Annotated in this window: 19 protein-coding genes, 1 tRNA gene and 1 pseudogene; 11 read left to right on the plus strand and 10 right to left on the minus strand. The window is 70.1% G+C overall.

Going from position 1 to position 18,766, the window contains the following annotated elements:
* Positions 1-220 precede the first annotated feature (220 nt).
* The 4 genes from AC0B61_RS16800 to AC0B61_RS16815 all read right to left on the minus strand — a co-directional run bounded on the left by AC0B61_RS16800 (position 221) and on the right by AC0B61_RS16815 (position 2,830).
* Positions 221-1,048 carry a S8 family serine peptidase gene (locus AC0B61_RS16800; protein WP_471741420.1) on the minus strand — a complete coding sequence of 276 codons (828 nt, stop codon included), beginning with the start codon at positions 1,046-1,048 and terminating at the stop codon, positions 221-223.
* 127 nt (positions 1,049-1,175) lie between these two features.
* Positions 1,176-1,406 (minus strand): hypothetical protein, encoded by a 231-nt coding sequence (locus tag AC0B61_RS16805; protein ID WP_471741421.1) that lies wholly within the window; start codon positions 1,404-1,406, stop codon positions 1,176-1,178.
* A 147-nt stretch (positions 1,407-1,553) separates the two neighbouring features.
* Complete coding sequence (locus tag AC0B61_RS16810; RefSeq protein ID WP_471741422.1) at positions 1,554-1,826, minus strand: hypothetical protein; 273 nt, start codon at positions 1,824-1,826, stop codon at positions 1,554-1,556.
* 215 nt (positions 1,827-2,041) lie between these two features.
* Positions 2,042-2,830: a GntR family transcriptional regulator gene (locus AC0B61_RS16815; RefSeq protein WP_471741423.1), complete on the minus strand. Its 789-nt coding sequence runs from the start codon at positions 2,828-2,830 to the stop codon at positions 2,042-2,044.
* A 253-nt stretch (positions 2,831-3,083) separates the two neighbouring features.
* Here AC0B61_RS16815 and AC0B61_RS16820 point away from each other — a divergent pair, with 253 nt between their 5' ends.
* From AC0B61_RS16820 to AC0B61_RS16840, 5 genes are all read left to right on the plus strand, one after another.
* A complete protein-coding gene (locus AC0B61_RS16820; RefSeq protein WP_471741424.1) occupies positions 3,084-3,437 on the plus strand; it encodes an SCO3933 family regulatory protein in 354 nt (117 codons plus the stop codon).
* Positions 3,437-3,643, plus strand: coding sequence for a hypothetical protein (locus AC0B61_RS16825; protein ID WP_471741425.1), 207 nt, complete (start codon positions 3,437-3,439; stop codon positions 3,641-3,643). The genes AC0B61_RS16820 and AC0B61_RS16825 overlap by 1 nt, the downstream gene beginning before the upstream one ends.
* Positions 3,640-4,944, plus strand: a complete 1,305-nt coding sequence (locus AC0B61_RS16830; protein WP_471741426.1) for an FtsK/SpoIIIE domain-containing protein — start codon at positions 3,640-3,642, stop codon at positions 4,942-4,944. Before AC0B61_RS16825 ends, AC0B61_RS16830 begins: the two co-directional genes overlap by 4 nt.
* On the plus strand, positions 4,944-5,141 hold the full coding sequence (locus AC0B61_RS16835) for a hypothetical protein (protein ID WP_471741427.1): 198 nt from the start codon (positions 4,944-4,946) through the stop codon (positions 5,139-5,141). Before AC0B61_RS16830 ends, AC0B61_RS16835 begins: the two co-directional genes overlap by 1 nt.
* 157 nt (positions 5,142-5,298) lie before the next feature.
* Complete coding sequence (locus AC0B61_RS16840) at positions 5,299-6,765, plus strand: replication initiator (RefSeq protein WP_471741428.1); 1,467 nt, start codon at positions 5,299-5,301, stop codon at positions 6,763-6,765.
* Positions 6,766-6,922: 157 nt separating this feature from the next.
* On the opposite strand, the gene AC0B61_RS16845 is transcribed toward AC0B61_RS16840, so the two are convergent.
* Both AC0B61_RS16845 and AC0B61_RS16850 read right to left on the minus strand, forming a co-directional pair.
* Positions 6,923-8,557 (minus strand): recombinase family protein, encoded by a 1,635-nt coding sequence (locus AC0B61_RS16845; RefSeq protein WP_471741429.1) that lies wholly within the window; start codon positions 8,555-8,557, stop codon positions 6,923-6,925.
* 29 nt (positions 8,558-8,586) lie between these two features.
* Positions 8,587-9,510, minus strand: a pseudogene (locus AC0B61_RS16850) (chitinase C-terminal domain-containing protein); the annotation flags it as partial.
* 3 nt (positions 9,511-9,513) lie between these two features.
* Here AC0B61_RS16850 and AC0B61_RS16855 point away from each other — a divergent pair.
* Both AC0B61_RS16855 and AC0B61_RS16860 read left to right on the plus strand, forming a co-directional pair.
* Complete coding sequence (locus AC0B61_RS16855; RefSeq protein WP_471741430.1) at positions 9,514-9,963, plus strand: HNH endonuclease; 450 nt, start codon at positions 9,514-9,516, stop codon at positions 9,961-9,963.
* Positions 9,964-9,975: 12 nt separating this feature from the next.
* Positions 9,976-10,058 (plus strand) — tRNA-Leu (locus tag AC0B61_RS16860).
* Positions 10,059-10,134: 76 nt separating this feature from the next.
* Here the strand turns inward: AC0B61_RS16860 and rdgB are convergent.
* The 4 genes from rdgB to AC0B61_RS16880 form a co-directional block, all read right to left on the minus strand.
* Positions 10,135-10,740, minus strand: coding sequence for an RdgB/HAM1 family non-canonical purine NTP pyrophosphatase (gene rdgB, locus AC0B61_RS16865; protein WP_471741431.1), 606 nt, complete (start codon positions 10,738-10,740; stop codon positions 10,135-10,137).
* Between the two features lie 31 nt (positions 10,741-10,771).
* A complete protein-coding gene (locus tag AC0B61_RS16870; RefSeq protein ID WP_471741432.1) occupies positions 10,772-11,161 on the minus strand; it encodes a hypothetical protein in 390 nt (129 codons plus the stop codon).
* Positions 11,162-11,327: 166 nt separating this feature from the next.
* A complete protein-coding gene (rph, locus tag AC0B61_RS16875) occupies positions 11,328-12,053 on the minus strand; it encodes a ribonuclease PH (RefSeq protein WP_471741433.1) in 726 nt (241 codons plus the stop codon).
* Positions 12,054-12,216: 163 nt separating this feature from the next.
* A complete protein-coding gene (locus tag AC0B61_RS16880) occupies positions 12,217-12,450 on the minus strand; it encodes a PTS sugar transporter subunit IIB (protein ID WP_030284095.1) in 234 nt (77 codons plus the stop codon).
* Between the two features lie 409 nt (positions 12,451-12,859).
* Here AC0B61_RS16880 and AC0B61_RS16885 point away from each other — a divergent pair, with 409 nt between their 5' ends.
* The 4 genes from AC0B61_RS16885 (at position 12,860) to AC0B61_RS16900 (ending at position 18,749) form a co-directional block, all read left to right on the plus strand.
* Positions 12,860-14,149, plus strand: coding sequence for a PTS transporter subunit EIIC (locus AC0B61_RS16885; protein ID WP_471741434.1), 1,290 nt, complete (start codon positions 12,860-12,862; stop codon positions 14,147-14,149).
* 569 nt (positions 14,150-14,718) lie between these two features.
* Positions 14,719-15,996 (plus strand): PTS transporter subunit EIIC, encoded by a 1,278-nt coding sequence (locus AC0B61_RS16890; protein WP_471741435.1) that lies wholly within the window; start codon positions 14,719-14,721, stop codon positions 15,994-15,996.
* A gap of 396 nt (positions 15,997-16,392) precedes the next feature.
* Complete coding sequence (locus tag AC0B61_RS16895; RefSeq protein ID WP_471741436.1) at positions 16,393-17,466, plus strand: LLM class flavin-dependent oxidoreductase; 1,074 nt, start codon at positions 16,393-16,395, stop codon at positions 17,464-17,466.
* Positions 17,463-18,749, plus strand: a complete 1,287-nt coding sequence (locus tag AC0B61_RS16900; RefSeq protein ID WP_471741437.1) for an NtaA/DmoA family FMN-dependent monooxygenase — start codon at positions 17,463-17,465, stop codon at positions 18,747-18,749. The genes AC0B61_RS16895 and AC0B61_RS16900 overlap by 4 nt, the downstream gene beginning before the upstream one ends.
* Positions 18,750-18,766 lie beyond the last annotated feature (17 nt).

Here is an 18,766-nt window from a genome sequence, read left to right on the forward strand (position 1 = left end):
CCTTCACGTGTGCGGGCTGTGCCTCGGTGGGCGGGCCAGCCGCCCGGCCCGGAACGGCCGCAAGGCCGCATGCCCGGCCGGGGCGGCTGGGGCCGCCCGGCGGCGCGGATGCGCCGCCGCTTGAGTAAGTGAAGGAGAGTTGCGACAGCCCCCACGCCCTGACTCCTTGGGCGCGGAAGATGCCAGTGCGGGTGGCGGCCAGTAACCGTCACCACCAACGTCAAGAGTCCGGCTGGGTGAGGGCAAGATCGGGAGCAAGGATGCCCGATCCGTACCTCTCGGTGTCGTTGTGCGGCGGCCGCGCCGTGTTTCGCAGCTGGGCGATCACGCGCTGGGCGTCCCAGTCCGGGTGTGCGGAGCGGAGCAGTGCAACGGCGGCGGAGGTGTACGCGGTGGCCGCGCTGGTGCCGCCGTCTCCGATGCAGACCGCAAAGGCCGTGGTGGACTTGGTGCATCCTCGGCTGTAGAGCGGCATGTGCGCGCCTGGCGCGGAGATGCCGAGGCCGGGGCCCCAGGTAGATGAAGGCGACAGTTGACTGTCGGGTCCGGTGGCGCTGACGGCCAGCACGCCCGGGTAAGCGGCCGGGTAGCTGATGGGGTCGCTGTGGGCGCCCGAGTTGCCGGCAGCTGCGACGACGACGACGTCTTTGCTCAGGGCGTACCGCACTGCTTCCTGCCACGGGTCGAGTGGACCGGGGAGGCCGAACGAGAGGTTAAGAACCTTCGCACCGTGGTCAGCGGCGTATCGGATCGCTTCGGCGTCGCCCTGAGCGCTGACCTTGGGGCTCGGGGTGACGGCCTTGAGGGGCATGAGGGTCGCGCGGGGTGCGAGGCCCGGCAGGCCTCGGGCGCCATTGATCAGTGCGGCCATCATGGTCCCGTGTGACAGCAGCTGGTCGTCGTCGGTCTGGGGGGTTCCCGAATCAGTGAAGTCCACGGCCGGCAGGCGCGGTCCGGTCAACGCGGCGTCGGCCTGCACCCCGCTGTCGACCAGAGCGACGATCACTCCCGCTCCTGTGGAGTTCTTCCAGGCGGCGGTGGCGTTCATGGCTCGCAACGGCCAGGGGAGCTGGGTGGTGTCCGGTGACGCGGGAGAGGAAGCGGGGCATAGCGCGGCCACAAGGGCTGCCAGCGCAAGGACGCGGGTCGTCCCTCGTGTCACGTTCGAGCGCCTTCTAGGAGTAATACTTGTGCAGGTCGTCGGAAACCAACCCGGTTCCATGGTGGATCGCACCGCTGGAATAGGTTCTACGCATTTGGGCGGCCTGACCAGCGCGCTGCTGTTCGATCAGCACCCCGGCACCATCAGAATGGGAGCTGCGCAACCTGTCCCGGCGGGCCAGGAAAACGACAGCTGCAATGACTGCGGCCACAAGCCCAGCCAATAGCGCAATGACGGTGCCCAAGTCTTATCGCCTCCTTGATCGATAAACGTAATCCAACAGCGGGGTAATTGAGCGAGACGGAGTGCGTCTGAGTGAAGTCGTCATTTATCGGGCGAACCCGGGGGAAGGGCCCAGCGAAGAAGCCGGGCCCTTCCCCCGGCTGGGACATCAGCCTCGGCCGCCCAGGCCGCCCGCGAACGTCACCGCACACGTACGGACCTTGTAGGCGAAGTAGTCATCACCCCGGTAGCCCGAGTTCCACCACGACATGACCCCTTCGCAGGCCTCGCGGGTGGGCTGGAAGTAGGTGGTGCAACCGGCCGGACCGTCGTAGTCGCAATGCCCCTCGGTGACCGTCTGCGCCGCACTGGCGCTCGTCGCGCCCCCCAGCGCGGCCGCTGCCGAAATAACCGCAGCCGCTACCACTCGACGTACACGCATTTTCTTTCCCCTCCGTAATGTTCCTTGTTCGGGAACATTCAAGAGTCTCGCACGAAGCGTCATCCGACGGCCACAACTTGAGCAAATGTTGAGCTTTTGATATCTTGACCCCCAGGCACCCTGCGGGCAGGCTCAGGCGCCAACCGGAACCGACTAGTCCAAAATCCTGAAATCCATCAGCTTGTCCAACAACGAGATCGCCACCGAGGTCGGCCTCAGTAGCTTGCCTTTGCCTGACGGGCGCCGCGCTTGGGCCTGGTGGCCCCGATGTCGTAGGTCACGGCGGTGGTCTCGGCGCCGATCCGGGTCTCTTCGAGGATCAGGGGCATACCTGAGGGCCGGTCGTAGGTGACGCGGTGGACGACCAGCAGGACGGCGGCCTCGGACAGGCGCAGCGCTTCCCGCTCGTCGGGCTGGGGGATCCGCGCGCTGACCCGCTCCCGCCAAGCCACATCGTGCCCGGCGGCGGCCAGCGTCGCGTAGGCCTTGACCGGTGTCACGCCGGGCTCCGTTGCCAACAGGGTGCCCGCGATGCGCTCCATCGGGAGTAGCAGGCGGTGCAGGGCGCGGCCGTCGCCGGACGGGTCGGTAATCAGGCGGTCGCATGCAAACATCGCTTCGCCCTCGTCCAGATCCAGCAGTGGCGCGGTGATGAAGTCCGTGCGGGCGCGGTAGACGGTCGGCTCCTCGCCGTGGCCGAACCACGCGTCGGCGGGCGTCTCGTACTGGCCGCCCCGGAGGGTGACGGTGCGCTCCATGGTGCCGGTGGGGCCGTGGACGGCGGGGCGGACGAAGGTCCCACGCCCCTGCTTCACGTCCAGCTGGCCTTCACTGCGCAGGGCCGCGACCGCGAGCCTGACGGTTGGTCGGGAGACGCCGTACGTCTCGGCGAGCTCGGTTTCCGTGGGCAGTTGGGCGCCGGGGGGCCATTCGCCGGCGGCGATCGCCTGCCGCATCGCCGCCGCCACCTGCTTGTGCAGTGCCTCGTTCCGGATGATCGCCATGGTGTCGAACCCCTTGGTGCGGGCGCCGGGGGAGGCCCGCTTCGCCTGTGTCGTGTGGTTATCGAGTCGTTATCTGTGATCGTTTGCCCAGCTCGGGCGGCATATTCAGGTCTGTCATCAGTCGCTAGCCGTTAAACGTAAGCATGAATGGCTTGCGCTGGGCCGTCAAGACGCGCATCATCGGCGACATCAAAGGTAAGTACGTTTGACGACATACGTCAGGCGGCCTCTGTTGGCCAAGGAGCGTGTACTCATGCAGTCCATTCCCGTGGACGGAACCCGGCTCGGCACGATGACCTGCATCGTCGCCCCCGAAGTGCGGATCGCGAACCGCGAGACCGGAGAGGTGCGCAAGGACCGGGAGGGTCAGACCGTGTACACGGTCGGGGTCGCGGTCCGGCAGGACGGCCGGCGGGCCTCGATCATCGAGATCAGCGTGTCCGGCGAACCGGCTGGCGTCGTGGAGGGCGTGCGGGTGCACGTCACCGACCTGACCGCCTTCTCCTGGGCCATGGGGGACCGGCACGGCCTGTCCTTCCGCGCCGACGCCATCACCCCCGTCCCCGCCCCCGCCGTCACCGCCTCGCGCAAGGGCGGCGACGCCTGATGAGCGGCGCAACCCGCGTGAAGCTGCGCGGCCTGCTGCGCGAACTCGGCGACCTGGCCGAAGAGGTCGACCCGTTCGCCCCGGACGACGAAGGCGCCCAGCTCTTCGACCACATCGCCACCACCGCGACCAAGGCCGCCGGCCAGGCCCGCGACCTGGAGACCGAAGCCCACAACACCGCGATCGAGAACGGGGGCGGGTCGTGACCGTTCTCCAGCTCCTCTGGCTGGCGGTGCTCGCTGTGGTGCTCCTTCTGCTGATCACCGGCCCGGGGCTGCGCCGCAACTACCCCTACGTGTGGTGGTACCTGCTCGGCTACCCGATCACCGCGATCCAGGTCCGGGTGACCTGGCGGCGGCTGACCACCAACCTCGGCCTGGCGGTCGCCAAGCGCCCCGGCCGGGCCCTGCTCGGCGACCTGGTCGTCAGGGGCGATCCCCTCAAGCCGGTCCCGCCCCGCCTGAGGGCGCCGAAGCTGCGGCGCGGCGGCCTGGACGTGCGGGTTCGGCTCCACCCCGGGCAGGTGCCGGACCACTTCCTGTCCGCCGTCGAAGCACTCACCCACGCCTGGCGAGTCCACGCGGTCCGCCTCTCCACCGACGAACGCGGATTCGTCACCCTGTCCGCCCTCGCCTGGGACCCGCTCCGGGGACCCGTCGTCCCCTACCAACTGAAACAGCGCGTGCTGCGAGCGGTGGTCGGCCTGCTGGAGGACGGCCGGGCCTGGGTGATCGACTTCCGACGGGCGCCACACTGGCTGATCGTCGGCGCGACTCGCTCCGGCAAGTCCACCCTGATCGCCGCCTTGGTGAAGGAACTCGCCCCGCAACGCGTCGCCCTGTTCGGCATCGACCTCAAGGGCGGCATGGAACTCTCCTTGTTCGAAGACCGGCTCTCGGCCCTCGCGTCGACGCGGGCGGAAGCGGCCCGGCTGCTCGCGGAACTGGTGGCGGAGACCGAAGCGCGGATGCAGCTGTGCCGCTCGGTCGGGGTCCGCTCGATCTGGGACCTCCCGACCAAGCTCCGCAAGCTGCCCGTCGTGCTGATCGTCGACGAGGTCGCGGAGCTGTACCTGATGGCAACGCGAGAGGACAAGGCGGAGGTCGGGGAGATCTCCACCAACCTCCTGCGCTTGGCGCAGCTCGGCGCGGCCCTCGGCATCCACCTGGTAATCGCCGGACAGCGGGTCGGCTCCGACCTCGGCCCCGGGGTCACGGCCCTGCGGGCGCAGTTGGCCGGCCGCATCTGCCACCGGGTGAGCGACGCGGGCACAGCTGAAATGGCACTCGGCGACCTCAACAAGGACGCCCTTGCCGCAGCCCAGCGCATCACCCTCGCCGAACAGGGCGTCGCCATCACCGCCGACACCGACGGCCAATGGCTCCGCGCCCGATCGATCCACGTCACTCCCGAACAGGCCCGACGCGCCGCGCGGAAGTACGCCCGCCTCGCCCCGGCCTGGCCCGGACTCCACGTGGACGAGCCGACCGAAGGGGTCTACCGCTGATGAGCAACGGCGCCGCCCTCCTCCTGATCGGCTTCCTCGCCCTCACCACCTTCCTCCTGGTCCGCGCCGGCGAACTCAAGGTCTGGCAGGTCCTGTTGATCAGCGTGCTCGCCATCTACCTCGACCGCATCGGCTGGGCCGACCCGATCGTCTACGTCGTCACCTGGGCCGTCCAAGGCCTCACCCACACCACCTGAAAGACGTGATCACCGTGCCAACCCACCCAACCCACACCGGCGGCCGCACCCCCGGCCGCCGGTCCCCCTCCACCCGCCCCCACGCCACCCCCGGCCGCGCCAGCACCTGCCAGGCCCGGCCGGGGCCCGGCGAACCCTGGCCCTGGAGACACCCGCCATGACCGCCAGCACCAACCCGTACAACGACCCCACCGCACGCCGCGCCTACCTCTCCCGGGAGGCGCGGCTGCGCCAACTACCGCCTATCGATCGGGACTTCGTCCGCCTCGGCGAGATGCCGGACTTGAACCGCTGGCTTGACCAGATCCGTGGCACCGGCGGCTGCACCGAACCCGTCTACCTCACCGGGCACACCACCACCCTGGACGGCGAGACCGGAGAGGTCCTGCGGCACTACTCGACCGCCACCGAACCCGGCGGTCGGCTCGCCGTCCGCTGCCGCAACCGCCGTGCCACCCGGTGCCCGTCCTGCTCCCGTGAGCACAGCGGCGACACCTTCCACCTCGTCCGCTCCGGCCTCATCGGCGGCAAAGGCGTCCCCGACACGGTCCGGACGCACCCGCGGCTGTTCGTCACCCTGACCGCCCCTTCCTTCGGGCCGGTCCACCGTGCGGGCGAATCCCACCGGGTCCGGCGCCGACGCTGCGAACACGGCAGGCTGCCCGGCTGCGGCCGGACCCACCCGGACACGGACCCGCTCATCGGACAGCCGCTCTGCGCCGACTGCTACGACTACCCGGGCCACATCCTCTGGAACGCCACGGCCCCGGCCCTGTGGAAGGCCTTCCGGGACAACCTCTACCACCACGTCGCCACCCGGGCGGGCGTCGGCCGGTCACAGGTGCGCACCCTGGTCCGGGTGTCCGCAACCAAGGTCGCCGAATACCAGAAGCGCGGCGCCGTCCACTTCCACGCCGTCATCCGCTTCGACGGCCCCGCCGGACCGACCTCCCCGCCCCCGTCCTGGGCAACAGCGGACCTCCTGATGGAGACGGTCCATTCGGCGGCGGCTGCCGTGGCGCTGCCGTGCCCCGACTCGGCGGCCTACAACGGCGGGCGGCTGCGGTTCGGCACCCAGCTCGACGCCCACCCCATAGCCAACGGGGACGGCGGACGACTCACGGACGACGCCGTAGCCGCCTACGTCGCCAAATACACCAGCAAGAGCGCCGAGACCGCCGGCGCCGTCGACCGCCGCATCACCTCCCTCGCCGACATCCGAGCGCTACGCGTCAACCCGCACGTCCGCGCCCTCATCGCCACCGCCTGGCGCCTCGGCGGCCTGCCCGAACTGGAACACCTGCGCCTGCGCACCTGGGCCCACATGCTCGGCTACCGGGGCCACTGCCTCACCAAGACCCACGCCTACTCCACTACCTACACCCGGCTCCGGGCCGACCGCACCGAACACGCCCGCGCCCTCGCCGGCGCGACGCCCCTGTATTCGGACTGGGCCAACGAGACCTCCACCGAATCCTCCTGGCGCTTCGCCGGGATCGGCCACACTCCCGCCGAAGCACTCATCGCCGCCGGAATCGCCGAAGACCTCGCCACGAACCGGGAGATCGCCCGGGAGCAGCTGTCCATTGAGCGAGGAAGGTTGGGCCGTGGCAACCTCAGCTGACGAAGAGGCTGACTGGGCCTGGGCACGTGAACAGGCGCGCCGTGCGCCGCGCTGGTCTGACGCCGACTGGGAGGCCGTCAACGCGCTTCTCGGCAAACGTGTAGTCACGCCTGCTGCCCGCCACCGTGAGAATGCGGCACGGTGGCGGGCAACGGGATCAGAGCCCGGCGATCCGCTCTCGGAACAACGGGTTGATGCGGTCCCGGATGGGCCTGTTGGGCCCGGCTGCGGGGGCGACCAGCACGCCGAGTAGCGCCTTCTCCATGTAGCCGCGCTTCTCGGGGAACGTCAGGGTCTTCCAGTCCTTCCCGAGGTTCACGGGCTCGCCCTGGGCGACGAAGGTCGCACGCAGCCACTTGTTCCGCTCGCTCACCAGTCGACGCTCGTCCGCGTCGTACTCGGCGAGATCCTTGTAGTAGCGCTCTGCGGTGACCTGTCGGGCCCGCCGCGCCTTCTTCAACTCGTCACGGTCCTCACGGACGCGCGCAAGTTCCTCCTCCTTGTCCCACTCCGCCGGAACGGTCTCGGCCTGCCTCTGCGCCGCCTCTTCCTCGTACTTGCTGATGACAAGCTTGATCACGAGCTCGTCGGTCTCCGGGCCGGCGAGCCTGGTCCCACCGCACCCGTGCCCTTCGCCCTTCCCGGGGCACACGTAGTAGAAGTAGCCGGGCGCCTTGTTGCGGCTCGGCGGCGACTTCTGAGCCCGGAGCGGCGCGCCGCAACCGTTCTTGTCACAGCGCAGGATGCCGGAGAGCAGGTACTTGCGCGCGTTGTGGCCACTGCCCGGCGCTGGACCGGTGCCGATGGCGTCGGTCAGTGCCTCCCACTCCGTGACCGAGATGATCGGCTCGAACTGGCCTCGGACCGGCTTGCCCTTGTCGTCAAGCACGATCTCACAGCGCTTGTTCTCCTGGCCGGTCTCCGGGTCGATGTCGGAAACCCAGCGCGACCGGTAGCCGCAGATTCGAGGGTTACGGAGGACGTTCTTGAGGTTGGCGTTCGTCCACTGGCTTCCGGCGGGCGTGGTAAATCCCTTGCGGTTCCAGTCAGCCACGATCGCCCGGACCCCCGCCCCTTTGATCAGCCGCTCGACAGCGTCACGGATGTTCTTGGCCTCCGCCGGTTCCAGCGACCGCTTGTCGGCCTGCCACCCGTAGGGGCGCCGCCCACCGGCGGGGATGCCCGCCTGCTGCAACGCCTGGTGCTTCCGCTTCACCCGGCGGGCGGTGTCGGCCGACTGCTTGTTGTTCGTCGCCACCATGATCCGGGCGACTGTCCGCCCGTTGTCCGTCAGAAGATCGAGGGTGCCGGTGATGTCGATGATCGGGCGTCGGAAGTTCTGCACCACCTCGATGGCGTCTTCCAGGTGGCGGTTGTCTCGCGTGAGCCGGTCGATGTCGTACACGATCAGGCCGTCAAGGCGGTGACCGTCAGGTGTGCGGCCCTTCTTCAAGTCCTCCAACGCGCCCTCAAACACGGGACGGACGACCCGATAGGTAATCCGGCCGTCCGGCAGACGGACGCGCTTGCGCTTCCACGCGCTCGTGTCCGGCTCTTCGTAGGTGTAGACGTAGTTTCCGCGCCGGTGCTCCACGAAGCCCCGGGCGTCCTTCTCCTGCTCGTCCCGGCCCTTGATGTCACGACCGGTGAAAGGGGTGAACTTGCCCTGCTGCTCGGCGGCTTCGTCCTCGTCGCCGTCGTAATCCGGCTCGAACGAGAGGCGTACCAGCCCCGCCAGATTGAGCCCTGTCAGGTCACCCCAGTGTGCGCGCTGCACCAAGTCATCGCTCATGCATCCAGGTTACGTCCAAAGATGTACTGGTCGAACTGGAACTCGGTGCCGCCCGGCAGCGTCAGCGTCGAGTTGTTGACGATGTGCAGCTTCGGGTTGATCGGGTAGTTCGAGTCGCCCAGCGCGAAGTTGGTGAACGACACGTCGATCGGCAGGGTCTGCTGCGGCAGCGCGGTCGTCGACCGGGTCGCACCGTACGGGGCCGCCGACTTGAACCTGTCGTACATCAGCGAGGTCAGCGTCGAGCCGGGGACGTACTCGCCCGTGCCGCCGTTGGCGGCCGCGTCCCACTTGTAGTCGCCTGCGAGCTCCCAGACCATCGTGCCGCCGGCGCCCTGGTTGACGACGTAGTCCGCCTTGGCGCCCACCGACTGCTCGTCCTCGGTGGACAGGAACACCTTCTTGGTGTCGTTCCACAGCCACGGCGCCACCAGGGCGGAGCTGTAGTTGCGGGCGTAGGTGCCCTGCAGCGCGGTGTCGCCCACCCCGTACTTGGCGAGGTAGTCGGGCAGGATGCCCTTCTCCAGGTTCTTGGCGTGCCACATCGGGTTGGACCCGGCCGGGGACTCCTTGCCGGCCCCGTCCTTGTCGTTCCAGATGTTGTCGACGCCGACCGCGCCGTCACCGCAGGAGGTCAGACCGGAGCCGACCGGGCAGCTCGTCGCGGACGCCGTGCCCCACAGGCCGCTGGTGCCGCCCTGGACGTTCTTGAACCCGCGGGTGTAGTACGGCAGTCCGACGTTGATCCGGCCGCCGGGCATCGCACCGCGGAAGTAGTGGTACGACCAGTCGGCGTTCAGGTAGCCGATCCCGCCGTACTGGCCGGTGCCATAGACGTTGGCCGCCGCCAGTTCGCCGTCCTTGCCGTCGTCGAACAGCGAGGCGTTCGGGCCGACGTACTTGTTCCAGGCGCCGTGCAGGTCGTACGACATGATGTTGACGTAGTCCGGGTAGTTGTGCGCCACCTCCAGCAGCGTCAGGCCGGGGGCACCCGAACCCACATCGGACGGCGGATCAAGGCCCTCGCTATCGATACCTCTCACTTCACGGGACAGGCCCACGGCCGCGGCAAGCACGCGCCCACCAGAATCCCTGCTGATCAGCTCCTGGCCCAGCGCCCGCAGGAGGGTAAGCGCATCCCTGGCAAGCGAATCCGCAGCGCCTTGGCCGAACTCGGCCGGCCGGAACTCTGCGAGGGCTGCAGCACCGGCCCCGAGTGGTGCGGACAGCCGATGACGCTGGAGGTCGACCACATCAACGGCGACCGGTCGGACAACCGGCCGGATAACCTCCGGCCGCTCTGCCCGAACTGCCACTCCGTCACTCCGACCTACGGCAGGCGGAACAAGACCAAGCGCAAAGCGCCGCACGGAATCGCGGTGTTCCCACGGGAATCGAAGCCCTAAACTAGAGGCCATGCGGCCTTGGCGTAACGGCAGCCGCGCCGGACTTAGGATCCGGTGGGGGAAACCCCGTGAGGGTTCGAATCCCTCAGGCCGCACTAGCCTTACACCTTCAAATCGAAGGCCCGCCCCGGAGGAACTCCAGGGCGGGCCTTCGGCAATTCCGACTTCCCGTCAGCCCAGGAGCTCCTTCACCACCGGCACCAGCTCCCGGAACGCCTTGCCGCGGTGGCTGATGGCGTTCTTCTCGTCCGGCGTCAGCTCCGCGCAGGTACGCGTCTCGCCGAGGGGCTGGAGGATCGGGTCGTAGCCGAAGCCGCCGGTGCCGGCCGGGGTGGTGCGGAGGGTGCCGAGGAGGCGGCCCTCGACGACGCGTTCGGTGCCGTCGGGGAGGGCGAGGGCGGCGGCGCAGAAGAAGTGGGCGCCTCGGTGCGGTTCCGCGATGTCGGAGAGCTGGGCGAGCAGCAGGTCGAGGTTGGCACGGTCGTCGCCGTGCTTGCCGGACCAGCGGGCGGAGAGGATGCCGGGTGCGCCGTTCAGCACGTCCACGCAGAGGCCGGAGTCGTCGGCGACGGCGGGAAGGCCGGTGGCGCGGGCCAGGGCGTGGGCCTTGAGCAGGGCGTTCTCGGCGAAGGTGATGCCGGTTTCGGGGACGTCCGGGATCTCGGGGTAGGCGTCGGCGCCGACGAGTTCGACGTCGAGGCCGGCGTCGCCCAGGATGGCGCGGAGTTCGGCGACCTTGTGCTGGTTGCGGGTGGCGAGGATCAGGCGGGTGGACATATCGCCCACCCTATCCAGAGGCCGGGGGCGGTCAGCCGGTGCAGACCGAGGTGAGGTTGCCGGCCGCGTCCCCGAGTGGCTTGAGGTCGGGGGCCTGGTTCTTGTCGACGGCGTGCTGCACGTTCTCGACCTGCTTCTGCAGGTCGGTGACGGCTTTGGCGACGTCGGTGTTCTTGGAGTTCTTCCCGACCTGGTCGAGGTCGGTCTTGAGCTTCTGCAGCGCCTTCCCGGCGGCGGCCGAGTCGTTGCTGGAGTTGTCGTAGGCCTTGGTGACGTCGGCGATGTCGCCGGTGATCTTCACGGCGGTGTTGCCGCAGTCGATCGCCTTCTGCGCGGCGGAGCAGCTCACCATGCTGAGGGGGAGGATCGCGATCAGTCCGGCCACGGCGAGGGCGGCGGGGCGGGCGATGCTCGACGGCATCCGGTCCTCCTGTGGGGCGCGGGTTCCGTGGTGTGGGACGCGCGCCGACGGGTGCGCGGTTCCCGCAGCGGGAGTGCTGCGGGAACCGTACGGTCTCCGGGCCCGGCCTGTACAGCAGGCCGTACGCGCGTTCGTCGGTATCCACGGCGTGGCGGCCCGGTGGGGTTCAGCCTTCGAGGGCCTTGCGCTGGATCTCGTCGAGTTCGGCGCAGCCGAGGCTGCCGAGGTCGAGCAGCCGGTCGAGCAGTTCGCGGTCGAACGGCGCGCCTTCGGCGGTGCCCTGGACCTCGACGAAGCGGCCGTCGGCGGTGCAGACGATGTTCATGTCGGTTTCGGCGCGCACGTCCTCCTCGTACTGGAGGTCGAGCATCGGGGTGCCGTCGATGATGCCGACGCTGACGGCGCTGACGCCACCGGTGATGGGCTGGCCCTTGGCGCGCAGGATCTTCTTGTCGCGGGCCCAGGCGACGGCGTCGACGAGGGCGACGTAGGCGCCGGTGATGGCGGCGGTGCGGGTGCCGCCGTCGGCCTGGAGGACGTCGCAGTCGAGGACGATGGTGTTCTCGGCGAGGGCCCGGTGGTCCACGACGGCGCGCAGCGAGCGGCCGATGAGCCGGCTGATCTCGTGGGTGCGGCCGCCGATGCGGCCCTTGACGGATTCTCGGTCGCCGCGGGTGTTGGTGGCGCGCGGGAGCATGGAGTACTCGGCGGTGACCCAGCCTTCGCCGCTGCCTTTGCGCCAGCGCGGGACGCCTTCGGTGACGCTGGCGGTGCACAGCACCTTGGTGTCGCCGTAGGAGATGAGGACGGAGCCTTCGGCGTGCTTGCTCCAGCCCCGTTCGATGGTGATCGGGCGGAGCTGTTCGGGGGTGCGGCCGTCGATGCGTGACATAGGCATTGAGCGTAGTGGTTCGGGTCGGCGGGGCCGTCCGGGTGCGCCGCGGCCCGCCGTCCTCCTGGGTGGGCGGCGGGCCGGGCGGGTGGGGCTGCGTGGTCCGGGGGGACCGGGCGGCCCGGGTGGTGCGGGTGGTGCGGGTGAGCCCGGGTGGCTCAGCTCACATCATGTCCTCGATGTCGGCGGCGATCGGGTCGGCGTCGGTGCCGATGACGACCTGGATCGCGGTGCCCATCTTCACGACGCCGTGGGCGCCGGCGGCCTTGAGGGCGGCCTCGTCGACCAGGGCGGCGTCCTTGACCTCGGTGCGCAGGCGGGTGATGCAGCCTTCGACCTCTTCGATGTTGTCGATGCCGCCCAGACCGGCGACGATCTTCTCAGCCTTGCTGGCCATCTGATTTCTCCCTCTGTGTCGGCCCGCCGGCCGCTCTGCCGGGTGCCGTCGTGCGCTGTGCTTGTGGGGGTGCGGCCCTCGGCCGTGGTGCGGGCGGGGGCCGTGCCGGTGGCTGACGCGGGTTCAGCTGCGGCCGTGCTGCCGGGCAGCGCGACCAGCATCACCCGCTTCGGTCCGGTCTGTCACGTTAGGCCACTTTTGGCCCATTCCGGCGGGCAGGCTCCCGATCGCCGCCCGAGGATGACGATCAGCGGGGCCGGCGTCCCGGAGTGCGACCTGTGTCCCAAGGTGGTCTACACCAATATATGTGTACTCCGAGGAACGCGGGACCGGCCCCGGGTGTTCCTGGGCCCCGCCCGAGGGTCCTACAGGGGGCCACCGGCCGGCAACTGCTTCCGGAGGGCGAAGGATGAGTTCGGCAGGCGCCACGGCCCCGCAGACCGCGTGGTGGCACACCTTCTACGGCGGCCTCCAGAAGATGGGCCGCTCGCTGCAGCTGCCGGTGGCGGTGCTCCCGGCCGCGGGCATCCTCAACCGGCTCGGCCAACCGGATGTGTTCGGCAAGGACGGCCTCGGCTGGAACAACGTCGCCAAGGTCTTCGCCGCGGCCGGCGGCGCGCTGCTCGACTCCTCGCTCGGCCTGCCGATGCTGTTCTGCATCGGCGTGGCGATCGGCATGGCCAAGAAGGCGGACGGCTCGACGGCCCTGGCGGCCGTGGTCGGCTTCCTCGTCTTCTACAAGGTCCTGCACGCGTTCCCGGAGAGCTGCAAGCCGCCGACGGTGCTGGTCAGCGACCAGTGCGTGGACTACGCCTCGGCGAAGGCGGCCATCGCGACGTACCAGAACCCGGGGGTGCTCGGCGGCATCCTGATCGGCCTGATGTCGGCCTGGCTGTGGGTGCGGTTCCACCGCACCAAGCTGGTCGACTGGCTGGGCTTCTTCAACGGCCGCCGCCTGGTGCCGATGATCACCGCCCTGGTCGGCATGCTGACCGCCGTTCTCGCCCTCTGGGTCTGGCCGCCGATCGGCCGCGGCCTCAACGACTTCTCGCAGTACCTGGCCGATCTCGGCGCGGGGGGCTCCGGCATCTTCGGCCTGTTCAACCGGGCGCTGCTGCTGATCGGCATGCACCAGTTGCTGAACACCTTCGTCTGGTTCCAGTTCGGCGAGTTCACGAAGGCCGACGGCACGATCGTGCACGGCGACATCCCGCGTTTCCTGGCGGGCGACCCGACGGCCGGCCAGTTCCAGTCCGGTTTCTTCCCGATCATGATGTTCGCGCTGCCCGCCGCCGCACTCGCGATCGCGCACTCCGCCAAGCTGCACCGCCGCAAGGAGATCTACGGCCTGATGCTCTCGGTCGGCCTGACCTCCTTCGTCACCGGCGTCACCGAGCCGATCGAGTACTCCTTCGCCTACATCGCCCCGGCCCTGTACGCCGTGCACGCCCTGCTGACCGGCGCCTCGATGGCGGTGACCTGGGGGCTCGGGGTGCACGACGGGTTCAGCTTCTCGGCCGGTCTGATCGACTACGTGATCAACTGGGGACTGGCCACCAAACCGTGGCTGATCATCGTCATCGGCCTCTGCTTCGCCGCGGTGTACTACGCGCTCTTCCGGTTCATCATCGTCAAATTCGACCTGAAAACACCGGGGCGGGAGGACGAGACGGAAGTCGAGGACGTCACCAAGGCCTGAATCCCGCGACCTCCGGCCATCCGCCCGCAAAGGCCCTCGGACCCACCGGTCCGAGGGCCTTCGGCATTTCGGGAAAGGACCAATTCCCTCACCCGGTGAACACCGAAAAGACAGTTCGGCTGCGATCCGGCCGCGCCGACGCCGCTCCGGACGGGGACGCGCCGCGAGTGGGGGACGCCACATCGCGCACGTCCGCGACGTCGCGATCACTCTCAGCAGCCACCGGGCACCTCCGCGAGCGGCGGGATCGCTCTGCCGCCGTCCCTGCCGCCACCCCTGCGGCGACTCCGGCACCCGCCCCGCCGAGCCGCCCCAACGCCCCGCCCGAGGCGCCGCGCTTTTTGTTGCGCAAATATCCAAAATACCAATCGCGGCCGCAATCATGATCGTCGTTCCGCGAGTAGGTTTCGATTTCATAGCACTTCCGGGCGACGGCGCTTTTCGGGTTCCCCGCCTTCTCCGCCCGTGCTACAAACTGGTCTACACCACCCGTGGTGTAGACCAGTTCGCGGTTCGGCCCCCTGTGCCCATCCCCCGACCGACCGCCATGCCGTTAGGAACCCACCCCCATGAGTCAGTCTGCGCAGGCACCGGCGCCCGCCACGGCTCCGGCCACGCCAAGCCCCGCCAAGAAGTTCGGTCAGAACCTCCTCCAGGGTCTGCAGAAGATCGGCCGCAGCCTCCAGCTGCCCATCGCGGTGCTCCCCGCCGCCGGTCTCCTGATGCGCCTCGGCCAGGACGACGTGTTCGGCAAGGACGGCCTCGGCTGGGACAAGGTCGCAGCGGTGTTCAACACCGCCGGCACCTCGGTCTTCGACGCGCTGCCGCTGCTGTTCGCGGTGGGCATCGCGATCGGCTTCGCCAAGAAGGCGGACGGCTCCACCGCCCTCGCCGCGCTGGTCGGTTACCTGGTCTACAAGAACGTGCTGACCGCGTTCCCGATCACCGAGTACAAGATCCTCCCCGGCAAGGACGAGGCCGCCACCTACCAGAACCCCGGCGTGCTGGGCGGCATCGTGATCGGTCTGCTGGCCGCGGTGCTCTGGCAGAAGTACCACCGCACGCGGCTCGTCGACTGGCTCGGCTTCTTCAACGGCCGCCGCCTGGTGCCGATCCTGATGGCCTTCGTCGGCACCGGCGTCGGCGTGTTCTTCGGCCTGGCCTGGGGCCCGATCGGTGACGCCATCAAGAGCCTGAACGACAGCCTGATCGGTGCCGGCGCGTTCGGTGCGGGGGCGTTCGGCCTGATCAACCGCGGTCTGCTGCCGGTCGGCATGCACCAGTTCGTGAACTCGTTCGCCTGGTTCCAGACCGGTGACTTCACGAAGCCCGACGGCACCGTCGTGCACGGCGACCTGACCCGCTTCTTCGCCGGCGACCCGAGCGCCGGGCAGTTCATGTCGGGCTTCTACCCGATCATGATGTTCGCGCTGCCCGCCGCCGCACTGGCCATAGCCCACGCCGCCAAGCCGCACCGCCGCAAGGCCGTCACCGGCATGATGGTGTCGCTGGCCCTGACCTCCTTCGTCACCGGTGTCACCGAGCCGATCGAGTTCGCCTTCGTCTTCATCGCCCCGGCCCTGTACGTCATCCACGCGCTGCTCACCGCCGTCTCCATGGCCGTCACCTGGGCGCTCGGCGTGCACGACGGCTTCACCTTCTCCGGCGGCCTGATCGACTACCTGCTGGCCTGGAACAAGGCCACCGACCCGTGGATGATCATCCCGCTCGGCCTGGTCTTCGCCGCGCTGTACTACTTCCTCTTCCGCTTCGCGATCACCAAGTTCGACCTCAAGACCCCCGGTCGCGAGGACGACAACGAGATCGAGGACGTCACCAAGGCCTGACGCCCGCGCCCGGCCCTCCCCCGAGGCCCCGCCCCCACCGCCGCTCACCCGGCGGCGGGGGCGGGGCCTTCGGCGTGCCCGAGCACGCCGAGCGCGGGAAACGGCGGTTGACGAACCGACGGAAGCCCTGGTCAACTGAAGCGGTGAACGCCTCGTGCCCGCTGGTCACCCGCAGCCACATCGACTTCGGTCGCGTGTGGTCCGCGGCGTGTCGCGGCTGAGCTGACCGTTCCCCCGCCGCCGCCCGGCTGACGTTCCGCCCGGCGCCGGTCCTCCCCTCCCGCCCGTCCGGGCTCCGCCCACGGGCCGTCACCGCGCAACCGCGCGCCCCGCCCCGCCCCCCGTACGGGTCCGCCGGTGCGCGCACGCGTCCGCACGAGGAAAGTCAGGCTCGCCATGCCCCGCCAGTTGCACCTGTCCGCCGCCCTCGACAGCCCCGGCCGCTTCGACGCCGGGCACTACACCGCCCTGGCCCGCCTCGCCGAGCGGGCCACCCTGGACTTCGTCACCCTCGACGACTCCTTCGCCGCCGGGCCGGGCCGCCCCGACGCGCTCGCCGCCCTCACCCGCACCGCACCGCTGACCGGCCGGGTCGGGCTCGTGCCGACCGTCACCACCACCCACACCGAGCCCTTCCACACCTCGATCTCCGTCAACACCCTGGACTGGGTGAGCAAGGGCCGGGCCGGCTGGCTGGTCGGCGTCTCCACGACCGAGGCCGAGGCCCGGGCCTTCGGCCGCCGCACCGTCGCCCCCGAGGACGAGCTGTGGGCCGAGGCGGCCGACGCCGTCGAGGTCGCCGCCCGGCTCTGGGACAGCTGGGAGGACGACGCGGAGATCCGCGACACCGCCACCGGGCGCTTCATCGACCGCGACAAGCTGCACTACATCGACTTCGAGGGCCGCCACTTCTCGGTCCGCGGCCCGTCCATCACCCCGCGCCCGCCGCAGGGCCGCCCGGTGGTCGCGGTGCCGGTGGCCGCGGCCGACCTCGCGCCGGACGCCTCCCCCGGCGGGCGCGCCCGGGCCGCCGCCGCGATCCGGCACGCCGACGTCGTCCTGCTCGACGCCCCCGACCGCGCCGCCCGACTGGCCGCCGCCACCGAGCTGCGACTGCGCGCCGGCGAGAACCTGCGGATCCTCGCCCGCCTCGACGCCTCGCTGTCCGCCCAGCCGGACCGGGCCGCCGACGAGCGCCTGCTCGCCGAACTCACCGCGACCGGCACGGGTGTCGACGGCTTCCACCTCCTCCCCGCCGACCCGCCGCGCGACCTGGCCGCGCTGGCCGACCGGATCGCCCCGGCCCTGCGCGCCGCCGGTCTGCTGCGCACCGAGTACACCGGCCGCACCCTGCGCGACCACCTGGGCCTGGGCCGCCCGGCCAGCCGCTACGCCGTCCGCCCCGCCGCCACCGCCGTTCCCGCCGTCTCCGACGCCGCTTCCCCCGCCCTCTCCGAGGTGACCCGATGACGGACCGTCCGCTCAAGCAGATCCACCTCGCCGCCCACTTCCCCGGCGTCAACAACACCACGGTGTGGAGCGACCCGGCCTCGGGCAGCCACATCGAGTTCGACTCCTTCCGCCACCTCGCGCAGACCGCCGAACGCGGGAAGTTCGACTTCTTCTTCCTCGCCGAGGGCCTGCGGCTGCGCGAGTCCAAGGGCCGCATCCACGACCTGGACGTCGTCGGCCGCCCCGAGTCGATCACCGTGCTGAACGCGCTGGCCGCCGTCACCGAGCGGCTGGGACTGGCCGCCACCGTCAACGCGACGTTCAACGAACCGTACGAACTGGCCCGCCGCTTCGCCTCGTTGGACCACCTCTCCGGCGGGCGCGCGGCCTGGAACGTGGTCACCTCCTCGGACGCCTTCACCGGGGAGAACTTCCGCCGCGGCGGCTACCTGGACCGCGCCGACCGCTACACCCGGGCCGCCGAATTCGTGCAGCTGGCGCGGGCGTTCTGGGACGCCGGGAAGGAGGTTGTCCGGCACGACGGCCCGCAGTTCGCGGTCGAGGGCCGGCTCTCGCTGCCGCGCCCGCCGCAGGGCCACCCGGTGGTGATCCAGGCCGGGGACTCCGCCGAAGGACGGGAGTTCGCCGCCGCCACCGCCGACGTGGTCTTCAGCCGGCACTCCACCCTCGCCGACGGTCAGGCCTTCCACGCGGACGTCAAGCGCCGGCTCGCCGCGTACGGGCGCAAGCCGGACGAGTTGAAGATCATGCCCGGCGTCACCTTCGGCCTCGGGGACACCGACGCCGAGGCCGCCGAGCGCGCCGCCGAGGTCCGGCGGGCGCAGGTCGGCCCGCAGACCACGATCGCCTTCCTGGAGCAGGTCTGGGGCATCGACCTGTCCGGCCACGATCCGGACGGGCCGCTGCCGGCCGTCGACCCCGACCCGGACAGCGCCCTGGTCCAGGGCCGGGTCCGGCACGGCGACCCGGTGGCCGTCGCCGAACGCTGGCGGGCGGTGGCGGCGGAGAAGAAGCTGACCAGCCGGGAACTGGTGATCGAACTGACCGGCCGGCAGTCCTTCGTCGGCTCCCCCGCCACCGTCGCCGCCCAGATCGACCACTTCGTGCAGAACGACGCGGCCGACGGCTTCATCCTCGTCCCGCACCTCACCCCGGGCGGCCTGGACGAGTTCGTCGACCGGGTGGTGCCGCTGCTCCAGGAACGCGGCGTGTTCCGCACCGACTACACCGGCACCACCCTCCGGGACCACCTCGGGCTGCCGATCCCCGGGCGGGGGTGAGGGCTCCGGGCGGGGGC

It is taken from the genome of Kitasatospora sp. NPDC023385, from assembly GCF_055664045.1.